The organism is Kribbella aluminosa (genome assembly GCF_017876295.1).
GTDB classification, from domain to species: Bacteria; Actinomycetota; Actinomycetes; order Propionibacteriales; family Kribbellaceae; genus Kribbella; species Kribbella aluminosa.
The window spans coordinates 888,729-909,584 of sequence record NZ_JAGINT010000001.1 but is presented as its reverse complement, the minus strand read 5'-3'; the positions used below and the strand labels follow the sequence as shown (position 1 = coordinate 909,584).

Annotated in this window: 22 protein-coding genes and 2 pseudogenes; 7 read left to right on the top strand and 17 right to left on the bottom strand. The window is 69.6% G+C overall.

The window, feature by feature from the left end:
• Positions 1-32 precede the first annotated feature (32 nt).
• A complete protein-coding gene (locus JOF29_RS04505) occupies positions 33-962 on the bottom strand; it encodes a GNAT family N-acetyltransferase (RefSeq protein WP_209692972.1) in 930 nt (309 codons plus the stop codon).
• Between the two features lie 211 nt (positions 963-1,173).
• Between JOF29_RS04505 and JOF29_RS04500 the strand changes: the two genes are divergently transcribed.
• Together JOF29_RS04500 and JOF29_RS04495 are read left to right on the top strand one after the other, a co-directional pair.
• On the top strand, positions 1,174-1,599 hold the full coding sequence (locus JOF29_RS04500; RefSeq protein ID WP_209692971.1) for a guanyl-specific ribonuclease: 426 nt from the start codon (positions 1,174-1,176) through the stop codon (positions 1,597-1,599).
• 69 nt (positions 1,600-1,668) lie between these two features.
• On the top strand, positions 1,669-2,619 hold the full coding sequence (locus JOF29_RS04495) for a glycoside hydrolase family 6 protein (protein WP_209692970.1): 951 nt from the start codon (positions 1,669-1,671) through the stop codon (positions 2,617-2,619).
• Positions 2,620-2,799: 180 nt separating this feature from the next.
• Here JOF29_RS04495 and groL read toward each other — a convergent pair whose 3' ends face one another.
• From groL to JOF29_RS04475, 4 genes are all read right to left on the bottom strand, one after another.
• Complete coding sequence (gene groL, locus JOF29_RS04490; RefSeq protein ID WP_209692969.1) at positions 2,800-4,425, bottom strand: chaperonin GroEL; 1,626 nt, start codon at positions 4,423-4,425, stop codon at positions 2,800-2,802.
• 227 nt (positions 4,426-4,652) lie between these two features.
• Positions 4,653-4,988 carry an MmcQ/YjbR family DNA-binding protein gene (locus JOF29_RS04485; RefSeq protein ID WP_209692968.1) on the bottom strand — a complete coding sequence of 112 codons (336 nt, stop codon included), beginning with the start codon at positions 4,986-4,988 and terminating at the stop codon, positions 4,653-4,655.
• Between the two features lie 36 nt (positions 4,989-5,024).
• On the bottom strand, positions 5,025-5,591 hold the full coding sequence (locus tag JOF29_RS04480) for a PASTA domain-containing protein (protein WP_209692967.1): 567 nt from the start codon (positions 5,589-5,591) through the stop codon (positions 5,025-5,027).
• Positions 5,588-5,950 (bottom strand): sigma factor, encoded by a 363-nt coding sequence (locus JOF29_RS04475; protein WP_209692966.1) that lies wholly within the window; start codon positions 5,948-5,950, stop codon positions 5,588-5,590. Before JOF29_RS04475 ends, JOF29_RS04480 begins: the two co-directional genes overlap by 4 nt.
• A 130-nt stretch (positions 5,951-6,080) precedes the next feature.
• On the opposite strand from JOF29_RS04475, the gene JOF29_RS04470 reads away from it, so the two are divergent.
• Positions 6,081-6,422, top strand: coding sequence for a PspC domain-containing protein (locus JOF29_RS04470; protein WP_209692965.1), 342 nt, complete (start codon positions 6,081-6,083; stop codon positions 6,420-6,422).
• A 68-nt stretch (positions 6,423-6,490) separates the two neighbouring features.
• On the opposite strand, the gene JOF29_RS04465 is transcribed toward JOF29_RS04470, so the two are convergent.
• Both JOF29_RS04465 and JOF29_RS04460 read right to left on the bottom strand, forming a co-directional pair.
• On the bottom strand, positions 6,491-7,456 hold the full coding sequence (locus tag JOF29_RS04465; protein WP_209692964.1) for a glycerophosphodiester phosphodiesterase: 966 nt from the start codon (positions 7,454-7,456) through the stop codon (positions 6,491-6,493).
• A 63-nt stretch (positions 7,457-7,519) separates the two neighbouring features.
• Positions 7,520-8,122, bottom strand: a complete 603-nt coding sequence (locus JOF29_RS04460) for a lysoplasmalogenase (RefSeq protein WP_209692963.1) — start codon at positions 8,120-8,122, stop codon at positions 7,520-7,522.
• Positions 8,123-8,208: 86 nt separating this feature from the next.
• On the opposite strand from JOF29_RS04460, the gene JOF29_RS04455 reads away from it, so the two are divergent.
• Entirely contained in the window at positions 8,209-9,930 is a 1,722-nt protein-coding gene (locus tag JOF29_RS04455; protein WP_209692962.1) for an ABC transporter ATP-binding protein, read from the top strand.
• Complete coding sequence (locus tag JOF29_RS04450) at positions 9,927-11,663, top strand: ABC transporter ATP-binding protein (protein WP_209692961.1); 1,737 nt, start codon at positions 9,927-9,929, stop codon at positions 11,661-11,663. The genes JOF29_RS04455 and JOF29_RS04450 overlap by 4 nt, the downstream gene beginning before the upstream one ends.
• A gap of 143 nt (positions 11,664-11,806) precedes the next feature.
• Here JOF29_RS04450 and JOF29_RS04445 read toward each other — a convergent pair whose 3' ends face one another.
• From JOF29_RS04445 to JOF29_RS04435, 4 genes and pseudogenes are all read right to left on the bottom strand, one after another.
• Positions 11,807-12,349 carry a 23S rRNA (adenine(2058)-N(6))-methyltransferase Erm(C) gene (locus JOF29_RS04445; RefSeq protein ID WP_209692960.1) on the bottom strand — a complete coding sequence of 181 codons (543 nt, stop codon included), beginning with the start codon at positions 12,347-12,349 and terminating at the stop codon, positions 11,807-11,809.
• Positions 12,350-12,442: 93 nt separating this feature from the next.
• Positions 12,443-12,592: a hypothetical protein gene (locus JOF29_RS42710; protein WP_245357440.1), complete on the bottom strand. Its 150-nt coding sequence runs from the start codon at positions 12,590-12,592 to the stop codon at positions 12,443-12,445.
• A gap of 52 nt (positions 12,593-12,644) precedes the next feature.
• Positions 12,645-12,764: pseudogene (locus JOF29_RS45880) on the bottom strand (CapA family protein); the annotation flags it as partial.
• A gap of 184 nt (positions 12,765-12,948) precedes the next feature.
• The gene (locus JOF29_RS04435) at positions 12,949-13,347 is read right to left on the bottom strand and encodes a CapA family protein (protein WP_209692958.1); all 399 of its coding nucleotides are present in this window, start codon (positions 13,345-13,347) and stop codon (positions 12,949-12,951) included.
• A gap of 133 nt (positions 13,348-13,480) precedes the next feature.
• Between JOF29_RS04435 and map the strand changes: the two genes are divergently transcribed.
• Positions 13,481-14,248 (top strand): type I methionyl aminopeptidase, encoded by a 768-nt coding sequence (map, locus tag JOF29_RS04430; RefSeq protein ID WP_209692957.1) that lies wholly within the window; start codon positions 13,481-13,483, stop codon positions 14,246-14,248.
• A gap of 4 nt (positions 14,249-14,252) precedes the next feature.
• Here the strand turns inward: map and JOF29_RS04425 are convergent, their stop codons facing one another.
• The 4 genes and pseudogenes from JOF29_RS04425 to JOF29_RS44315 form a co-directional block, all read right to left on the bottom strand.
• Positions 14,253-15,269 carry an Rv2578c family radical SAM protein gene (locus JOF29_RS04425; RefSeq protein ID WP_245357439.1) on the bottom strand — a complete coding sequence of 339 codons (1,017 nt, stop codon included), beginning with the start codon at positions 15,267-15,269 and terminating at the stop codon, positions 14,253-14,255.
• A 32-nt stretch (positions 15,270-15,301) separates the two neighbouring features.
• A complete protein-coding gene (locus JOF29_RS04420) occupies positions 15,302-15,865 on the bottom strand; it encodes a DinB family protein (protein WP_307863141.1) in 564 nt (187 codons plus the stop codon).
• 17 nt (positions 15,866-15,882) lie between these two features.
• Positions 15,883-16,551 (bottom strand): NmrA family NAD(P)-binding protein, encoded by a 669-nt coding sequence (locus tag JOF29_RS04415; RefSeq protein WP_281067209.1) that lies wholly within the window; start codon positions 16,549-16,551, stop codon positions 15,883-15,885.
• A gap of 112 nt (positions 16,552-16,663) precedes the next feature.
• A pseudogene (locus JOF29_RS44315) lies at positions 16,664-16,717 on the bottom strand (hypothetical protein); the annotation flags it as partial.
• A gap of 72 nt (positions 16,718-16,789) precedes the next feature.
• Here JOF29_RS44315 and JOF29_RS04410 point away from each other — a divergent pair.
• Positions 16,790-17,554 (top strand): TetR/AcrR family transcriptional regulator, encoded by a 765-nt coding sequence (locus JOF29_RS04410; RefSeq protein WP_209692955.1) that lies wholly within the window; start codon positions 16,790-16,792, stop codon positions 17,552-17,554.
• 41 nt (positions 17,555-17,595) lie between these two features.
• On the opposite strand, the gene JOF29_RS04405 is transcribed toward JOF29_RS04410, so the two are convergent.
• Both JOF29_RS04405 and guaA read right to left on the bottom strand, forming a co-directional pair.
• Entirely contained in the window at positions 17,596-18,837 is a 1,242-nt protein-coding gene (locus JOF29_RS04405) for an IS110 family RNA-guided transposase (RefSeq protein ID WP_281067286.1), read from the bottom strand.
• A 459-nt stretch (positions 18,838-19,296) separates the two neighbouring features.
• Complete coding sequence (gene guaA / locus JOF29_RS04400) at positions 19,297-20,847, bottom strand: glutamine-hydrolyzing GMP synthase (RefSeq protein WP_209692954.1); 1,551 nt, start codon at positions 20,845-20,847, stop codon at positions 19,297-19,299.
• Positions 20,848-20,856: the final 9 nt, after the last annotated feature.

Genomic DNA, 20,856 nt, shown 5'->3' with positions numbered 1-20,856 from the left:
TTCCCGCCCCGCGCGTCTCTACCTCGTGCGGCTCAGTTCTCTGGGAACGACAGCACCCGGCGTACGGCGAACTTCCGGTACCCGAGGCGCTCGAAACTCCTCGCCATCGGCACGTTCCCGAAGTCGGTGTCGGCGCGGATCTGCTCGGCGCCGGTCTCCGCGAGCAGATGCGTGATCTCCGCCAGCAGGTCGTCGCTCAGCCCGCGCCCGCGGTGCTCCGGTACGACGCCGAGGTACCCGACGACCGGCCCGCCCGCGTTCGCCGACGGCATCGCGAACCCGACCAGCTCGGCACCGTCGTACGCGACCCGCCACAGCCCCCGGTCGCCCGGCATCGACTTGTACATCGCGAGCTCCTCGCGGGCCGCTTGTTCGACGCCCAGCCGGGCGATCTCCCGCGCCGTCGAGGCGTCCAGGCTGCCCTGACTGACCCGCATGAACACGTCGACGAACGCCTCGTCGTCGGCCGGCTCGAACCGCAGCCGGGTGGACCGCTGCGGCAGCCCGTACGCCGGCTTCCACTCGTACCGCAGCCGGTCGGTGACGCTGGTCATCCCGACCGCGGCGGCCGCCTCCATCCGCGGCTCGAGCGCGGCGACGACGTCCGGCTCGTTCTCCCAGTCGCTGTCCAGGAAGAAGTGGTACTCCGGTGGCTCCTGGCCGTCCGGGCGGGACGCGACGGCGTGCTTCAGCAGCTCGGTCCACACCGGGACCTGGTCGTCGCCGCCGACGTAGTACAGGCCGTCGATGCTGTACGGGTGCTGCTCGTCCGGGACGCCCCACCAGATCGCCAGCGCCTGGATCGCGCCGTTCTCCTCGGCGACCCAGCTCCAGTCGTGCTTGTAGTAGCCGGCGGCGACGTACTCGCGGTACCGCTCGGCGGTGACGGTGTTGACGGACTTCTGCTCGATCAGAGCAAGGATGGTGCCGAGGTCGGCCTCGACGGTGGTGCGGATGTTCACGAATCCTCCAGCAGGAGGCGCGCTCCGCTCAGTGCGAGCCGTGCGAGCGGTCAGGACGCGCCGGGAAACAGGTCAGTGTGTTCATCGGTCGCTCCTTCCGCTCCAGGACGTACTCGCCGCGCCAGACTTTAGGGGTACGCCGGGGTCATAATCCACCTGTTATTCACAGCTGGGATGTACCAGCGTCGTTCAAGCGGGGAATGAACCGAGCATGAGAACCCTCATCGCTGCCGTGACCCTGGCGACCACCGCCGCCTTCGGGTCCACGGCATACGCCGCCCCAACCGCCCCGACTTCTTACGTAGCCCCGACCTCGTACGTCGCGCCGTACAGCGCAACTGCGATCGGCACCTGCGCGCTCAGCTCGCTGCCGTCGCAGGCCGCCGACACCCTCGGCCTGATCCACTCCGGCGGGCCGTTCCCGTACAAGCAGGACGGCACCGTCTTCTCGAACCGGGAGGGCATCCTGCCGTCCCAGTCGTCCGGCTACTACCACGAGTACACCGTGATCACGCCCGGCTCCCCCGACCGCGGCGCCCGCCGGCTGATCGGGGGCGGCGCGAAGACCACGCCCGCGCACGTCTACTACACGAGCGACCACTACGCCTCGTTCTGTGAGGTCGACGAGAAGAGCTAGTGGTCCTCCGACTCAGGACACTAAAGGTAGTGTGATCGGCACGTTGAGTGATCTGGAGGATTGTTCACGATGCCGACTCTGCGTCCCGTGGCCGCCGGCCTGTTGCTGACCGCCGCGCTGCTCGTCTTCGGCCGGCCCGCGTCCGGGCTGGCCGAAGCGACCGGCGACCCACTGCAGCTGACCGACGGCCTGTACGTCGATCCCGCCTCGGACGCGGCGGCCTACGTACGGCGGCATCCCGAGGACACCGAGCTCGCGTCGAAGATCGCCGGTCAGCCGTCGGCGCGGTGGATCGGCGCGTGGAGCGGCGACGTGCAGGCGGGCGTCACGGCGTACACGACCGCTGCCGCCAAGGCGGACAAACTGCCGGTGCTGGTGACGGACAACCTCCCTGGGCGGCAGTGCGGGATCGGCGGCGGGGCCGCGTCGGATGCGGCGTACCGGACCTGGATCTCGGCGGTGTCGGACGGGATCGGGACGCGGCCCGCGGTGGTGGTGCTGGAGCCGGACGCGCTCGCACGGCTCGACTGCTACCCGACGTCGGAGTGGAACGCGCGGATCGCGCTGCTGAAGTACGCCGTCGGAGTGCTGGCGGCGAAGAACCCGAACACCTGGGCGTACCTGGACGCCGGGAACGTGACGTCGGGTGACGCGAAGGAGATCGCCCGGCGGCTGCGGCTCGCGGACGTCGGGAAGATTCGCGGGTTCGCGCTGAACACCGCGAACTACTTCACCACCGAGCAGTCGATCTCCCGCGGCACCGGCATTCTGGCGGCGCTCGGCGGCGGCTCGCACTACGTCATCGACACCAGCCGCAACGGCAACGGCTCCGACGGCAGCTCCTGCAACCCACCCGCCCGCAGGCTGGGCATGCCCCCGTCGCCCGCCCCCACCCCCGTCGACCTCCACCTCTGGCTCCGCACCCCCGGCGAATCCGACGGCCCCTGCGGCCTGACGCCGGATCTCCCGGTCCGGGTGTTCTCGCCAGTGCTGGCGCACCACCTGATCTCCGGCACCTGAGCTCCGGCACCGGGCGGCCGGAAGTGGGGGCCGGGCCGGCGCGCCGGGGTCTGTGAACAGGTAATAACGGGTGCCTAGCCCTCAGTTCCTGTTCACGGCCCCTGGAGCTGGCATGCGAGCGGCCCCGAACGTGTGTTCGGGGCCGCCCTGGGTACTGCTGTGTGCTGTCGGACTACTGGATCAGAAGTCCATGCCGCCCATGTCGGGCGCGCCACCCGGACCGGCTGCTGCCTTCTCCGGCTTGTCGGCGATGACGGCCTCGGTGGTGAGGAACAGGGCCGCGATGGACGCCGCGTTCTGCAGCGCCGAGCGCGTCACCTTGGCCGGGTCGATGATGCCGGTCTTGATCAGGTCGACGTACTCACCGGTCGCGGCGTTCAGACCGTGACCCGGCTCGAGGTTGCGGACCTTCTCCACCACGACGCCACCCTCGAGGCCGGCGTTCACGGCGATCTGCTTCAGCGGCGCCTCGACGGCCTTGCGCACGATCTCCGCGCCGGTCGCCTCGTCACCCTCGAGCTCCAGCTTCTCGAACGCCGCCACGGACGCCTGCAGGAGCGCGACGCCACCACCGGCGACGATGCCCTCCTCGACGGCCGCCTTCGCGTTCCGAACGGCGTCCTCGATGCGGTGCTTGCGCTCCTTCAGCTCGACCTCGGTGGCCGCGCCGACCTTGATCACCGCAACGCCACCGGCCAGCTTGGCCAGCCGCTCCTGCAGCTTCTCGCGGTCGTAGTCGGAGTCCGACTTCTCGATCTCGGCGCGGATCTGGTTCACCCGGCCGGTGATCTGGTCGGCGTCGCCCGAGCCCTCGACGATGGTCGTCTCGTCCTTGGTGACGACGATCTTGCGGGCCTGGCCGAGCAGCTCCAGGTCGACGGTGTCCAGCTTGAGGCCGACCTCCTCGGAGATCACCTCGCCGCCGGTCAGTACCGCGATGTCGACCAGCATGGCCTTACGGCGGTCACCGAAGCCCGGCGCCTTGACGGCGACGGCCTTGAAGGTGCCCTTGATCTTGTTGACGACCAGGGTGGCCAGGGCCTCGCCCTCGACGTCCTCGGCGATGATCGCCAGCGGCTTGCCGGTCTGCATGACCTTCTCCAGCACCGGGACCAGGTCCTTGATGCTGCCGATCTTGCTGTTCACCACCAGGATGTACGGGTCGTCGAGGACGGCCTCCATCCGGTCGGTGTCGGTCACGAAGTACGGCGAGATGTAGCCCTTGTCGAAGCGCATACCCTCGGTGAGCTCGAGCTCGAGGCCGAAGGTGTTGCTCTCCTCGACGGTGATGACACCTTCCTTGCCGACCTTGTCCATCGCCTCGGCGATGATCGAGCCGACCTGGGTGTCGGCGGCCGAGATGGACGCCGTCGCCGCGATCTGCTCACGGGTCTCGACCGGCTTGGCCAGCGCCAGCAACTGCTCGCTGACCGCCTCGGTGGCCTTCTCGATGCCCTTCTTCAGGCCCATCGGGTTGGCGCCGGCGGCGACGTTGCGCAGCCCCTCGCGGACGAGGGCCTGGGCCAGCACGGTGGCGGTCGTCGTACCGTCACCCGCGACGTCGTCGGTCTTCTTGGCAACTTCCTTGACGAGCTCGGCCCCGATCTTCTCGTACGGGTCCTCGAGCTCGATCTCCTTGGCGATGGAGACACCGTCGTTGGTGATCGTGGGGGCGCCCCACTTCTTCTCCAGCACGACATTGCGGCCCTTCGGGCCGAGCGTCACCTTCACGGCGTCGGCGAGGATGTTCATTCCCCGCTCGAGGCCGCGGCGCGCCTCTTCATCGAAAGCAATCAGCTTGGGCATTCTCCGCGAGTCCTCCCGCGTCGAGTCTTGGTGGTTCAGCCGGCTCCGATGCCCGCGACGGACGGCACCTGGACCGCGACGCTCATGTCCCGCCGCTGCCCGGCACCTCATCGAGGCCGTCTTCTTGCACACCCGGCCGGGCGCGAACACTTATCACTCTCGCCCTTGGAGTGCTAACCAAGTATTAGCACTCGCCCCAAACGAGTGCAAGCCAGGCCCGGTGGCGGTCAGGTGTCCAGCTGGGCAATCAGGTACTTCGGAGCCGTCAGCCGCCAGGCCTCCGTGACAAGCTCACCCAGCTCCTCCTCGTCGGCCAGCTCCAGCCGAACCAGGACCCACGCGAACCGCCCGCCGTCCCACGACGGCGCATAAGCCTCCGGATCCTCCGCGACCAGCGCCTCCTGCTCCTCGCGGAGCGCCTTCAGGTGCATCCGCGTCTGGTCCTCGGACAGGTACGCAAAACTCTTGTTCCGCACCTTGAACACCGGCTGCCCAGCCCACCCCTCCTGCTCCTCCACCCCCGGCAACCCAACCATCACCTTCACCACCGCCGCCACATCCATACCCCCAAACGCTAGGCGGTCCTACCGACAGTTTCCCTACTTCGCAACCGTCACCGTCACGATCGCCCCGACCGGCAACATCGTCCCCACCGCTGGCGAAACCCCGAGAATCGTCCCGGCCGGATAGCTGAGCGACTTCACCGGCTTGGAGTGTGCCTTCAGCCCGGCGGCCTTGAGCACCGGCGTGTAGCCGGCAACGAGCGGCCCGGTCGGCGCGCCGCCGAGCGACGAATAGCTGGGTACGCCGGGCCGGCCCTGCACGATCTGGATCCGGCTGAGCATCCGGTCGACCTCCTGGGCGCTCGTCGAGGAGTCGGCCCGGAACCACACCGTGAGCGATGGGATACCGACCGCGCCGCTGCAGAGCACCGAGTCGGACGTCGGAGAGTGCGAGGAGGTCGAGCAGGTCGTGTGCTGGCGCTCGGCACGCACTCCGTCGATCTCGAACGCCTCGTCGGCGTGGAAGTCGAGGGAGCGCCGGCCGCTCAGCTGAACGCTGTCCACGCCGTCCGGCCGGCGGGCCGAACAGAAGTGCGTCGCGCTCGGGTCGTCGATCAGGACCGTGTCCTGCTGGGGTGTACCGCAGGCGGCCTTGTTGGTCAACCAGTCCGCCGGTACGGCGATCGCAGCGTGGCCGAAGCCGAACAGGCGGGTCGGCGGCGGTGCGGCAGGCGTGGTCTGCGGGTGCGGGGTGAGGAGGGTCGTCGCACCGATGGCGGCCGCGACGACGGCAGCTCCCCGTGCCAGCGGCGTCTGCGGGAGGAGCGGAAGCAGTTGACCAGTACGCGGTGCACGTACGCGTCCCTGTCCTCCGCCATGCGCACCCGGTTCCACTTGAGCAGGCAGCGCTCCAGCGCGGACTGGACGAGGTCCTCCGCCTCGGACGGCGTACAGCCGAGCAGGACCGCCGACCGGACCAGCGTCGGCCAGCGTGCGGTCACGTACTCGGTGAACTCGTCCATTCCCCCTCCTCACCCTTAGAGACAGGCTGGCGGGTGACCCGGGTTCCACGAAAGTCGTCGGGGTCGGGTCAGGGGTCGGTCGGTACCGATCCTGATGTGCGGAGGGGTGCCGGAACGGGACAGTAGAGCCATGACGAACTCCAACGCACCGTTCCAGAACCTCTCCGGCAAGGTCCTCCGGCGCTCCGCGAACCAGCGGATGCTCTCCGGCGTCTCCGGCGGCATCGCCGAGTACCTGAACGTCGACGTGACCCTGGTCCGCCTCGGCTGGGTCGGCCTTACGCTGATCACCGGTGGCGCCGCGATGATCGGCTACGCGGTCGCCTGGATCGTGATCCCCGAGTCCGACGGCAAGGCCGTCTGGCAGAACGTCCAGCACTCGGTGAACCTGCACCAGAACCAGGACTCCACCGAGCAGGACATCGCCTCCCGCATCTACGACGACACCAACACCAAGCCCCCGGCGGCGTGACAACGTCTGCGCCCGCCGGAGGCGCAGGACCCCAGGCGGGGTGACCGCAGGCAGCGGTTACCCCGCTGCTACACGTTCAGAGCCGACTTACGCAGTACTGCGACCGCCTGGTCCGGGTGGTCGCAGAAGACGCCCTGCAGCCCCAGTGCGGCGAAACGGGTCAGTTCGGTCGGGAAATCGGTAGCTGTCGGCAGGAAGCGCCGCTCGGCGCGGAACGTCCACACCTGGACCGCCAGGCCAGCACGGTGCGCGTGGTCGACCAGCCTGGTCGGCTCCCCGAGGCAGCCGTCCGCGGTACGCGGTACGACGAGGTCCTTGTGGGGCGCCAGCACCTGCGCGTACGTCGCCACCTCCCGGAGCCCCCGCGGCTCGATCAGGTCGGCGTACGTCCGTCCGTCCCCCGTCCGCAGGAAGTCGTTCGGCGCGCTCTCGGCGTCGATCAGCTGCACCAGCGGCACCTGGGTCATCACCGACAGCCGGCGCAGGCTCGTCGGCTCGAACGACTGCACCATGATCTCCTCGGGACGCAGCCGGAGCGCCAGGATGCGCTCGGTGAGCAGTTCCTCGAGCGGCAGACCGAGCCGCCGGAAGTACGCCGGGTGCTTGATCTCCGGGATCACCCCGATCGGCCGCCCCAGCCGCGCCGACTCCCGGCGGGCAAGCCGGACCACGTCGTCGAAGGTGGGAATCTCCTCCAGCCCGTCGTACGCCGTGTTGTTCGCCCGGAGCGCGGGCATCCGCTCACGGGCCCGCAGCGTGCGCAGCTCGGCGTACGTGAAGTCCTCCACGAACCACCCGGTGACGGCGGTCCCGTCGACGATCTTGGTGATCTTCCGGTCCGCGAAGACCGGGTGCTCCGCGACGTCCGTCGTACCGGAGATCTCGTTCTCGTGCCGGCAGACCAGGACGCCGTCGAGGGTGGCGACCAGGTCCGGTTCCAGGTAGTCGGCTCCCTGGGCCGCGGCCAGCCGGTAGGCCGCCGGAGTGTGTTCCGGGCGGTAGCCACTCGCTCCCCGATGCGCGATCACCAACATAGATCCAGGACAGGGGCCCGACATTGCACGACGGGAACCCGTTGCCCAACGCAAGGTGAAGGTCTACCGACTGTCACCACGCAGCAGACCACTCGACAGCAGGTACTGCGCGACGCAGTACGTCGCCATCACCAGATAGTCGCGCGCTGTGAAGTCATGTCCTGCCATACCCGCGCCGATGAGCCCGTCCGAGATCAAGAACAGCGCACCGCCCACACCCGCGCGCCAGCCGTTCCAGCCGCTCGTGACAGCCGTAGCCGTGACCAGTAACGAGTAGACCGCTACGGGGATCTGGTTGTCGCCAAGACCGGGCCACAGCAGCACCAGAGCCCCCAGCCAGACCACACCGTACGCCGCTACGAGCAAGAGCGACCGCTTACGAGCACGGCGGGCGAACAGCACCACGTAGCAGACATGCGCCACCCCGAACGCCAGCATGCCCGGTAGCAGCTGGTCCACCTGCAGCAGGACGTCCCCGGCCAACGACGCAACCAGAGCGACCAGCAACGTCACCGGGCCACCGTTCAGCCGCGCCCACACCGCCAGCGTCGGCATCAGCAGCACCTTGGTGATCAGCTGCGACCACGTCTCACCGATCGCGATCGTGACCAGCTGCGCCACCGTCAGTACGCCGTACCCGATCAGCCAGCCCCGTCCCCTCGTCATGTCCTAGATGGTGCCGGTTCAGGGGGTCCACAACTGCGATTAATTCGCATGCGACTGTCGGAGCCGGGACCTAGCCTGAACGGGCCATGAAACAACTCCCCCTCGCCGACCCCGGCCTCCCGAACCATCGCTCGCCGGCCCGCTACCTGTGGTGGGTCGCCCGCGGTCAGTCCCGCACGCTCGCCGGTGGCATGACGTTCGGCATCCTGTGGATGGCCGCCCAGGCGTTCATCCCGGCGATCCTCGGTCGGGCCATCGACGAGGGCATCGCGGCGCTGGACGGCGAGCGACTGCTGCGCTGGACCGCGCTGCTGTTCGTGGTCGGGGTCGTGCAGGCGACGGCCGGCATCATGCGGCACCGGTTCGCGGTCACCAACTGGCTGACCGCGGCGTACCGGACGGTCCAGGTCGTGACCCGGAAGTCGGCCGACCTGGGCGCCACGCTGCCGAAGCAGCTGGCCACCGGCGAGGTGGTCAGCATCGGCGCCGGCGACCTGTCCTACATCGGGAACCTGATGGAGATCTCGGCCCGGTTCGCGGGCGCGATCGTCGCGTTCTTCGTGGTCGCGGTGATCCTGCTGTCCTCGTCGACCGTGCTCGGGCTGGTGGTGCTGATCGGCGTACCGGTGATGCTGTTCGCCCTCGGCCCGATGCTGCGGCCGCTGCACAAGCGGCAGTCCGCGCAGCGCGAGGCGGTCGGCGAGCTGAACTCGCTGGGTTCCGACATCGTCGCCGGGTTGCGGGTGCTGCGCGGCATCGGCGGCGAGGAGTCGTTCTCCAAGCGGTACCGGAGCGAGTCCCAGCAGGTGCGCAAGGCCGGTGTGCGGGTGGCCGGGATCCAGTCCGTGCTGGACGCGGCGCAGGTACTGCTGCCCGGCATCTTCGTGGTGCTGGTCGTCGGCCTCGGCGCGCACTTCGCGTTGCGCGGTCAGCTGAGCGCGGGGTCGCTGGTCGCGTTCTACGGGTACGCGACGTTCCTGGTGCTCCCGCTACGGACGGCGACCGAGTTCGCGAACCAGCTGATGCGGGGGCTCGTGGCCGCGAGCCGCGTGATCCGGGTGCTGAAGCTGGAGCCGGACATCATCGAGCCGGAGACCCCGGTGCGGCTGCCGGAGCACGGCGACCTGGTCGACCCGGCCTCCGGCGTCCGCGCCCGCGACGGGTTGCTGACCGCGGTCGTGTCCGCCGAGCCGGACAGCTACGGCACGCTCGCAGACCGCCTCGGGAGGTACGACGACACCAGCGAGGTGCGGTACGGCGGCGTCACGCTGGCCAGCGCTACCCGGGCTGATGTCCGGGAGCGGATCCTGGTCAGCGACACCGGCTCCCAGCTGTTCACCGGTGTACTGCGCGCGGAGCTGGACCCGACCGGTCGGCGTACCGACGACGAGCTGCTGGCTGCGATGCGTACGGCGTCCGCCGAGGACGTGCTCGTGGCGCTGCCGGACGGGCTCGACTCCGAGGTGGAGGAGAAGGGCCGCTCGTTCTCCGGCGGCCAGCGTCAGCGGCTGGTGCTCGTGCGGGCGTTGCTCGCCGATCCGTCGGTGCTGGTGCTGGTCGAGCCGACCTCAGCGGTCGACGCGCACACCGAGGCGCGGATCGCGGACCGGCTGCACGAGCACCGGGGCGGCCGGAGCACCGTCGTAATGACCGCGAGCCCGCTGCTGCTGGACCGCGTCGACGAGGTGATCTTCGTCGCCGCCGGCCGTGTCGTTGCCACCGGCAAGCACCGCGAGCTGCTCGCGTCCACCCCGCAGTACCGCCGGACCGTCACCCGTCAGACCGAAGCAGAGGAGGCCCTGCGATGAGGCAGATCCTGCCCGTGGCCGGGTCGGCCGAGATCCGGCGGCACGCCCGGCGGCTGGCGCGCCGGCATCCGCGCACGTTGCTGGCCGCGTTGCTGCTGCACGCGCTCGCGGCGGTGTCGGGACTGGCGGCGCCGCGGCTGATCGGTGACCTGGTCCAGGACGTCCAGCACGGCACGACCGCGGCCAAGGTGAACCTGGTGATCGCCGTGATCGCCGGGTTCATCGTCGCGCAGTCGCTGCTCACCCGCTGGGCGCGGTACAAGTCGTTCGCGCTCGGCGAGCAGGTGCTGGCCGAGCTGCGCGAGGAGTTCGTCGACAACGCGCTGGCGCTGCCGATCGGCACGGTCGAGCGGGCCGGCACCGGTGATCTGTTGTCCCGGACGTCGCGGGACGTGGACACGCTGTCGCGGACGGTGCGGTTCGCCGTACCGGAGACGATCGTCGCGATGGTCACGGTGCTGTTCACGGCGATCGCGACGCTGCTGGTGGGCGTGTGGGTGCTGGTGCCGTTGGTCGCGATGGTGCCGCTGCTGTTACTGAGCACGAGGTGGTACCTGCGGCGGGCGAAGGACGGGTACCTTCGCGAGAACGCGGCGTACGCGCAGATGACGAGTTCGCTCGCGGAGACGGTCGAGGGGGCGCGGACGGTCGAGGCGCTCCGGCGGTACGACGACCGGGTGCGGCGCGGTGACGAGGACATCCGTGGTTCGTTCAACGCTGAGCGGTACACGTTGTTCCTGCGGACCGTGTACTTCCCGGCGGCCGAGCTGGGGTATCTGGTGCCGGTGGTCGGGACGCTGCTGTTCGGCGGGTGGCTGCATCTCAACGGGCACGTCTCGCTGGGGGCCGTGACGGCTGCGGTGCTGTACGTGAACCAGTTGATCGATCCGGTCGATCGGTTGCTGTCCTGGCTGGACGAGCTGCAGTCCGGTGGTGCGGCGTTCGCGCGGCTGCTGGGTATCAGCGACGTACCGGATGATCGGACGCCGTCGGGTCAGCAGCCGGACGGCGAGCTGGTCGAGGCGCGGGACGTGCGGTTCTCGTACGTCGACGGGCGCGACGTGCTGCACGGCGTGGACCTGACGATCCAGCCGGGCGAGCGGATCGCGATGGTCGGGCCGTCGGGTGCGGGCAAGTCGACGCTGGGTCGGCTGGTCGCGGGGATTCACCCGCCGCGGACCGGGTCGGTCACGGTTGGCGGTGTCGGAATGACAGACCTGCCACTGGACGAGCTCCGCAAACAGGTCGCGCTGGTGACGCAGGAGCACCATGTGTTCGTGGGGACGCTTCGCGACAATCTGTCGATGGCGCGTCCGTCCGCCTCCGATGCTGAACTGCTGGACGCGCTCGGTGCGGTGGACGCCCGCGAGTGGGCCGAGGGACTGCCTGCCGGGTTGGACACTCGGGTCGGCTCCGGCCAGCTGTCACTCACGCCTGCGCAGGCCCAACAGTTGGCGCTGGCACGGCTGGTCCTGGCCGACCCCCACACGCTGGTCCTCGACGAGGCGACGTCCTTGATCGACCCCCGGGCAGCACGCCACATGGAGCGCTCCCTGGCCGCAGTACTCGAGGGCCGAACGGTGATCGCCATCGCCCACCGCCTCTACACAGCCCACGACGCCGACCGGGTAGCCGTAGTAGAAGACGGCCAAATCACCGAGCTAGGCAGCCACGACGACCTAGTAGCCCGCCAAGGCCCCTACGCCGCCCTCTGGACCTCCTGGCACGGCTAACCGCCCCCACGCGGCGGACCCGACCGAACCACCCAGGCGAGCTTGGCCGTGAGTGCCCGCACGCGGTGGACGCGACTGAGCCGCTCGCGGGGTGGGCTTGGTTCCTTCCCCCGCCCCGAGCGGAGCGAGGGGGCGGGGTTCTTTCAGCGTTTGCGCAGTACCAGTACTGCTGAATCGACATGGGGTGGTGGGGTGAAAGCCTTGCGGGGAAGGCGTAGACCGATCGACGGGTCGTAGTAGCGGAACCACCGGTTCGCCCCCGGCACATCGCCGCGTACCCACCGGTTCGCCACCTGCCGCTGCAACACCAGATCCGCCGACACGAGCCGAGAGCCCTGTGCCAGCAGGCGTTTCAGCAACAAGGTGGAGATGTTGTACGGCGGGCTCGACACCACCCGGAACGGCCGCGACGGCAACCTGAGGTCACCGGCATCGGCACGAACGACCGTCACCGGCGCGTCCGCGAACCGCCGGCGCAACCGGTCGGCACGACCTGGATGGAGTTCGACCGCGACCACGCGGGCGCCGGCCCGGACCAGCGGCGCGGTCAACGCACCTAGGCCGGCCCCGACATCGAGGACGAGCTCGCCGGGTGCGATCCCGGCCGCGTCCACAACCCGTTGGGCCCAACGACTATCGAGCGGATGCCATCCCCAGGCACCCCGCGCCTGCCCGTAGGCGGGCACGACGGACCATCACGAAGTACGTATTCATGCCGCCGACCCTAAACGCACCTTCCCCCGCGATTCAAAGCATTTTCGGCAAAACACCCAGCGCCGTCACGGTCTACGCCGCGCCGTGTCCTTCGCGAGCTCCCGCCGTACGCCGGGAACCCGCACCGGCAGGTCATCCGTCATCAACAGCGGCGCGTACTCCACCCCGGTCCGCCACCCGTTTCCCATCCGCGTGAACGTGAACCGCGTCAGCAACCCGTCCACCTTCCGGCTGTCCGGCTCGCATCGCCCAGGCTCCCCGCCCGTACGCGATCCACTTGCCGTCGATCTCCTGCATCGGCTGGACGACGTGCGCGTGATGCCCGATCACCAGCTCGATGTTGCTGTCAGCAAGCAATTGCCGGATCGACCACGCGCTGCAGATCATCCAGCCGGCCGGAGTACTCCATCCCCCAGCGCCAGCTGACGATCACCAGTTCCGCGCACCGGTCGTGCGCTTCCTGCGCCTTGAGCCGGATCGCCTTCGTACCGATCTTTGACAGCCCGCCACGTCTCCCCGTCCGAACACGGCAAACCGTCGAACCCGAACGTGAAGCTCAGCGACACGACCCTCACCCCCGCGGACGTCGACGATCGTGAGCTGTGGTTGCCGGCACCCGGGGTCTGCTCGAGCCCGGTCGCGATCTGGGCGAGCCTTGGACGAGCGGGTTGTCGTGGTAGGGACCGCGGGGATTCGCGAGCGGGGTATTCCGGTGAGCGATGGCGAGACTCGCCTTCTGCACAAGGGAGCTCACGCTGCTCATCAGCGAGGCGAGGTCCCATCGGCCGTCGGTGCCGTCACGTTTCGCGGTGGTCCAGAGACGTTCGTGCAGCAGTACGTCGCCGGTCGCGATCACCGTGATGCGCTCCGGTTCGTGCTTCGGCGTTGCCGACGGCTTGGCGTTCGTCGTGTCGGTGAACGTGTCCGCCAGCCAACCGGTGGTCGCCGACGCGACGGCTCCGGCGAGCATTCCTCCGAGTACTGCGCGTCGTCGTACGGCCGTCCCCACCCCCGTTGCGTTGGCGGTGAGGACGCAGGGTCCGGGCGCTTGGTTGGGACGGAGAACCTATCGTGCCCGCGGCGGTGTGGTAGTAAGTGGAAGCATGGTCGAGCTGAGGACGCCGGCGGAGATCGAGCAGATGCGCGCGGCCGGGCGAGTGGTCGCGAACGCGTTGCAGACCGTGAGGAAGCACGCCGCGGCCGGCGTCTCGCTGCGCGAACTCGACGAGGTCGCGCGGGACGTACTGCGTTCGGCCGGGGCGGTGTCGCTGTTCGACGGGTACCAGCCCGGGTTCGCGACGACGCCGTTCAGCGGCGTGATCTGCACGTCGGTGAACGACGCCGTGCTGCATGGTCTGCCCAACGACCTGCGGCTGCAGGACGGCGACCTGCTGAACGTGGACTGCGGCGCGTCGATCGACGGCTGGTGCGCGGACTCGGCGATCAGCTTCTGCGTCGGTACGCCGCGCGCCGCTGACCTGGAGCTGATCGCGACCACCGAGGAAGCGCTCGCGGCCGGGATCGCGGCCGCCGTGCCGGGTCACCGGATCGGCGACATCGGCGCCGCGATCGGCCGGATCGGCAAGCGCGCCGGCGTCGGCACCAACCTCGACTTCGGCGGCCACGGCATCGGCCGCCGGATGCACCAGGATCCGCACATCCCGAACGACGGCCGCCCCGGCCGCGGCCTCAAACTCCACACCGGCCACGTCCTCGCCATCGAGCCCTGGTTCTGGTCCGGCCCCGGCTCCGCCTACCACATCGACCCCGACGACTGGACCCTCCGCTCCGCCGACCGAACCCGCGGCGCCCACGCCGAACACACCGTAGCCATAACCCCCGAAGGTCCCCGCATCCTCACCCTCCCGTAAGCGTTCAGAACAAGGGGTCTTGGGGTGGTGCTGGTGGGTGCGTGCCGCGGATGGGTTCGGAGCGGTGGGAGGTGCGGGTGGCGAAGCCGTGTTTGGCGAGGAGGGGGCGGATCTTGGTGGTGAAGGCGCGTTGGTAGCTGGGGGCTGCGTAGGCGCCGTGGGCGTACAGGGACTCGTAACGGCTGACCAGCGCGGGATGGTCGTACGCGAGCCACTTCATGAACCACTCCTTCACGCCGGGCCGCAGGTGCAGCACCAGCGGAGTGGCGCCGGTCGCGCCGGCGGCGGACAGCGAAGTCAGGAGCTCGTCCAGCTGGTCCGTGGAGTCGGTCAACCACGGGAGAACGGGAGCGACCATCACGCCGCACGGTAGCCCGGCGTCGCGGATCGCGCGGATGAAGTCGAGGCGGCCGCGGACCGACGGTACGCCGGGCTCGAGGCGGCGGCGGAGTACTTCGTCGCCCAGGGCCAGGGAGACGGCGATGCCGACGGAGACGTCAGCGGCGGCCTCGGTGAGCAGGGGCAGGTCGCGGCGGAGCAGGGTGCCCTTGGTGAGGATGGACAGCGGCGTACCGGAGGAGGCGAGCGCGTCGATGATGCCGGGCATCAGGCGGTAGCGGCCCTCGGCGCGCTGGTACGGGTCGGTGTTGGTGCCCAGGGCAACCGGTTCGCGGGACCAGGACGGGCGGGCGAGCTCGCGGCGCAGGACCTCGGCGACGTTGGTCTTCACCACGATCTGCCGGTCGAAGTCCTGCCCGGTGTCGAGCTCCAGGTACGCATGGGTCGGGCGGGCGAAGCAGTACCGGCAGGCGTGGGTGCAGCCGCGGTACGGGTTGACGGTCCAGTTGAACGGCAGCGCCGAACCGGGAACGGAGTTCAGCGCGGACCGCGCCAGCACCTCGTGGAACGTGATCCCCTGGAACTCCGGCGTCGTCACCGACCGCACCAGCCCCGCGATCGACCCGAGCCCCGGCAACGTGCCGGGGGTCTCGACGTCGATTTGCTGACCCGCCCACCTCATGCGCTATAGTCGAACACATGTTCGATCATCCGTCAACTCCAGACGCCGGCAGCCGCCTCGACCCGCGCACGGTACGCCGCCCACCAGGCCGCGTCCTGCTCCGGCAGGTTGGAGTTGCTCGGGCTCATCCCGACCGCCCCGTCGAGCTGCTCCCGCAGGATGTCCGCGTGCCCCGCGTGCCGGTTCGTCTCGGCGATCATGTGCACGAGGATCGCGTGCAACGTCGTCTCGGGCTTCCGCCACCACGGCACGACGCCAGGCGCGTCCAGCGGCAGCGCCTCGATCGTGGCGTCCGCATGCACCCAGACCCGCCGATACAGACCGACGATGTCCTCCCGCGTCTCGTCCGCCGTCGCCCACGAGTCGGCGTTCGGGTCCGCGTCGTCGTCCCACCAGGACATCGGATCCGGGAACGGCCGGTCGAACGTGTTGCCGAAGTACCAGGCCTCCACGCTCGCCAGGTGTTTGATCAGCCCGAGCAGGTTGGTCCCGGTCGGGGTCAGCGGCCGGCGTACGTCGTACTCACTGAGTCCGTCGAGCTTCCAGACCATGGCTTCGCGGGCCTTGCGGAGGTAGTCGTGCATGAGATCCTTCACGCCCGCGATCATGCCAGTCAGCGGAAGGCGTCGGCGTTCGTCTCGGCCCACTCGGCGTACGTGACGCCCGGGCGGCCAGTGATCTCGAGGACTGCCGGTTCGGGTTTCATCGGCCACTCCGCCATCATGCGGAAGCCGTCGAGGAGCCACTGGGCCGTCTCCAGGCCGACCGCGGGCGCCAGTGCCGCGAGGTACTCGTCCGGGGTCTGCTCCTCGAAGCGGACCTCCTTGCCGAGCGCCGTCGCGAGGTGGGCGACCTGCTCCGGCGGGCTGATTCCCTCGGGACCGCTCATCGTGATCTTCTGCCCGTCGTACCGCTCCGACTGCAGCACCACCCGCGCCACCGCCGCGATGTCGGCGAGGTCGATCGGCGTCTGCACCGCGGTCCCGTACGGCGCCCGCACGACGCCCTCGGCCTTGATCGACGGCGCCCAGCCGAGCGTGTTGCTCATGAACTGTCCCGGCCGCAGGAACGTCCACGTGAACCCGCCGGCCTCGATCGCCCGCTCCAGCCGGTAGTAGTGCCAGCTCGCCGGATCCCCCTGCGCCTCGTACTCCGCCGGCTCACCCGACAGTACGACGACCCGCCGCACGCCGGCGTCCCGCGCGCAGCGGACGAAGTCGTCGACGTACGCCGGGAGCGGCGCCAGGTACACCGTGTCGACGCCCGCGAGCGCCGCCGGCAATGTCGCCGGCTTCCCGAGATACCCGCGCGCGACCCTCCACGCCCTCCGGCAGCGCCGCGCGCACCGGATTCGCCGTCAGCGCCCGCACCGGCGCGCCCGCCGCGGCCAACTCGTCGACCAGCAACCGCCCCACGCTCCCGGTCGCGCCCGTCACCAGGATCGTCATGTCCGTCTCCTCTCGAAGGATGAATTCCCGTAGGGTATACGAGAATTCGACCGAGCGCCTATCGTAGGCCGGGTGAGTGAGCGGCGAAGTGGCGAGGGGCAGCCGGACCGGACGCTGGCGTTGCTGTGGCGGAACCAGCGTCAACTGCCCTCAGATCCGCAGCGGAAACGCGGCGCCGGGCGGCGACCCTCGCTGACCGTGGACGACGTCGTCCAAGCAGGTATCCGGCTCGCCGACGAGCAGGGCCTGGCGGCCGCGTCGATGGGCGGGCTGGCGAAGGAGCTCGGCGTCGGCACGATGACGCTCTACACGTACGTGCCGTCGAAGGAGGAGCTGCTCGACCTGATGGTCGACCAGGTGCTCGGGGAACGTCGCCTCCCCAGCCCGGGTGCGCCGCGGCCGGAGGACTGGCGCGAGCAGGTGGAGATCTACTCCGTGCAGACGCGGGAGATGTTCCAGCGGCACCTGTGGCTGTCGCAGGTCTCGACGATCCGCCCGCCGGTCGGTCCGGGCATGCTGGCGGGGCGGGAGTACCTGCTGTCCGTGCTGCTCGACCTCGGCCTGACCCCGACCGAGACGAACACGGCGGCGCTCGCAATCACGACGTACGTCGACTCGGCCGCCAGCCTGGAGGCGGAGAGCCTCCTCGTCGAGCGGACGACCGGTCAGACGAACAACGCCTGGTGGTCCGAGCGCAACGACCTGTGGGAGACGTACTTCGACGTCGAGCAGCACCCCGCGATGACGACCATCTGGCACGCCGACGGCTACAAGTCGACCGCTCACGACGCCTACCGCTACGGCCTCGACCGCCTCCTCGACGGCATCCAGCCCTAGTCGATGTGCAGGCTCGACAGACATCCCAGGAGCTAAGGGTGTCAAGCTGCGAGCAATTCGGCCTGTTGTGACCAGGCGGTTGTTTCGTTGTAGGGGGTGCTGGTTTTGAGGCAGCCGTGGAGGATGCCGACGAGCCGGTTGGCGAGTTGGCGCAGGGCGGGGTTGTGTTCGGCTCCGCGGGCTCGTTGTTTGTCGTAGTAGGCGCGGGCTCCGGGCGAGGTGTTGAGCGCGGAGAAGGCCTGGGTCATGAGGGCGTCGATGAGCCGGTCGTTGTGCACGTAGCGGGCCAGGGCGACCTTCTTCTTGCCCGAGGAGATGGTGATCGGGCTGGTCGCGGCGTAGTTCTTGCGGGCTTTGGCCGAGGCGTACCGTTCGGGGTCGTCGCCGAACTCTGCGAGCACCCGGGCGCCGAGGATCGGTCCCAGCCCGGGCTGGGACACGATGATCTCAGCGGCCGGGTGCCGGCCAAAATGTGCCTCCACCTGGCCCTGCAGCGTCGTGACCTGCTCATCGAGGACGACCAGGACCGCGACCAGCGCGCGGGTCGAGGCGGCGTAGGCGGCAGTCACCACGGCAGGCTGGCCGAGGTGCTCGGCGCGCAGCGCGGCCCGGATCCGCGCGGCCCTGCCGTCGATGCCGTCGATCTTGCGGCGCCGGGCGTGTTTGAGCGCCGCGGTGATCTGCGCGGTGGTCAGCCGGGCCGCAGACGCCGGGTCGGGGGCCTTGGCCAGTAGTTCGAGGGTGTCGGGCGCGTCGAGGTCGGCGAAGGCTTCCAGCGCGGCGGGGAAGTACTCGCGCAGCGCGTGCCGCAGCCGCTGCGTGGTGCGGGTCCGTTCCCAGATCAGTGTCTTGTGCATCCGGGTGACGACCTTGATCGCCTCGGCCCCGGCGCTGTCACCGGCCACCGTGCGCAGCTGGTGGGAATCGGTGCGGACCATGTCGGCCAGCACGTGCGCGTCGCCCGCGTCGCTCTTGGCGCCCGACACCGCATGCCGTTTGCGGTACGCCTTCGCCTGCAACGGGTTCACCGCGAACACCTGGTAGCCCGCGGCCACCAACGCGGCCACCCACGGCCCCCGATCGGTCTCGATCCCGACCACCACCTCGACCTCGTCCAGATCGGCATCGGGATCAACAGCGGCGAACTGCTCGGCCAGCAGCGCGTGCAGCCGGGCCATCCCCACCATCCCCTCGGGCAGCCGCGCCTTGGCCAGCACCCGCCCGGCCGGGTCCATCACCTCCACATCGTGATGCGCCTCGGCCCAGTCATCACCCACGAACAACTTCACTAAGTTCTCCCGCTCTCGATCAAGCCAGTCACCCGCAGGCAAGCCGGTCGGGAGAACCATCAGCGACCTAATGAAGCAGTACTCACGGCAACCCACCACACAGCACGGCGGGGCCAGGCACGACATCCCATCAGCGATCAACTCTCCCGGTCACCGGCAGGGGCACGCTCTGTCGACAGGACTCAAAGTCCAGGACGTATAGAGTGCTCACCCACCGGCGGCCTACCAGCTACCGAGTCTGCCCGACGGCGACCCGATAACTCTCATTAGGACGTATACGTCCACTGCCGGCGCGGTCGCGCTCGGCCGAGCGACCGATCGGACGGGACGCGCCGACACCTCCTGTCGACCTTGCACGTGCTGGCAGCGGGTGCCCGACAGCGCCGAGTCAGCTGCTCCGACGGAGTCGCGGCGACCGCCGCCAGCCCCGCCTCGAGCCGGCGCTGTGATGGATCACTCCCACTCGATGGTGCCCGGCGGCTTGCTGGTGACGTCGAGCGTGACCCGGTTGATCTCGTCGACCTCGTTGGTGATCCGGGTCGAGATCCGTTCGATCACGTCGTACGGCAGCCGCGCCCAGTCGGCGGTCATCGCGTCCTCGCTGGTCACCGGGCGCAGCACGACCGGGTGACCGTACGTCCGGCCGTCGCCCTGGACGCCGACCGAGCGGACGTCGGCGAGCAGCACCACCGGGAACTGCCAGATGTCCCGGTCCAGCCCGGCCGCGGTCAGCTCGGTCCGCGCGATCAGGTCCGCGGCGCGCAGGATGTCCAGCCGCTCGCGGGTGACCTCGCCGATGATCCGGATCGCCAGCCCGGGGCCCGGGAACGGGTGCCGGTAGACCATCCTCTCCGGCAGGCCGAGCGCCAGCCCGAGCTCGCGGACCTCGTCCTTGAACAGCGTCCGCAGCGGCTCGATCAGGCTGAACTCGAGGTCGTCCGGGAGCCCGCCGACGTTGTGGTGGGACTTGATGTTCGCCGCGCCGGCACCGCCGCCGGACTCGACGACGTCCGGGTACAGCGTGCCCTGGACCAGGAACTCGATGTGCCGCTCGGCGTCCACCTTCCGCGCGGTCGCCTCGAAGGTCCGGATGAACTCGCGGCCGATGATCTTCCGCTTCTGCTCCGGGTCGGTGACCCCGGCCAGCGCGCCCAGGAACTGGCCCTCGGCGTCGATCGCCTCCAGCCGGATCCCGATCGCGGCGGCGAAGTCCTTCTCGATCTGCTCGGACTCACCGGCCCGCTGCAGACCGTGGTCGACGTACACGCAGGTCAGCTGGTCGCCGATCGCCTTGTGCACCAGGGCCGCCGCGACCGCGGAGTCGACGCCGCCGGACAGCGCGCACAGCACCTGCTTGCCGCCGACCTGCTCGCGGATCAGCGCGACCTGCTCGTCGACCACGTTCGTCGTGGTCCAGTCGCCCTTGCAGCCGGCGATCTCGTACAGGAAGTGCTCCAGCACGGTCTGCCCGGCCTGCGAGTGCAGGACCTCCGGGTGCCACTGCACGCCGGCCAACCGCCGGTCCAGGTCCTCGAACGCCGCCACCGGCGCGCCCTCGGACCCGGCCAGTACGGCGAACCCGGCCGGCGGCGCGTGCACCGCGTCACCGTGCGACATCCACACGTTCAGGTCCTCCGGGATGCCCGCGAGCAGCGTCCCCGCCGCGCTCACGGTGACCGGCGTACGGCCGAACTCGCGCAACCCGGTACGCCGCACCTCGCCGCCGAGCGTCTGCGCCATCGCCTGGAACCCGTAGCAGATCCCGAACGCCGGCACCCCGGCCTCGAACAGCCCGGACTCGACCCGCGGCGCCCCCTCGGCGTACACCGACTGCGGCCCGCCGGACAGGATGATCGCCTTCGGCCCCTTCGCCAGCATCTCCTCGACCGGCATCGAGTGCGGCACGATCTCGGAGTACACCTTCGCCTCGCGCACCCGCCGCGCGATCAACTGCGCATACTGCGCCCCGAAGTCGACAACCAGAACCAGCTCATGCTCCGCCACCGGGCAAGC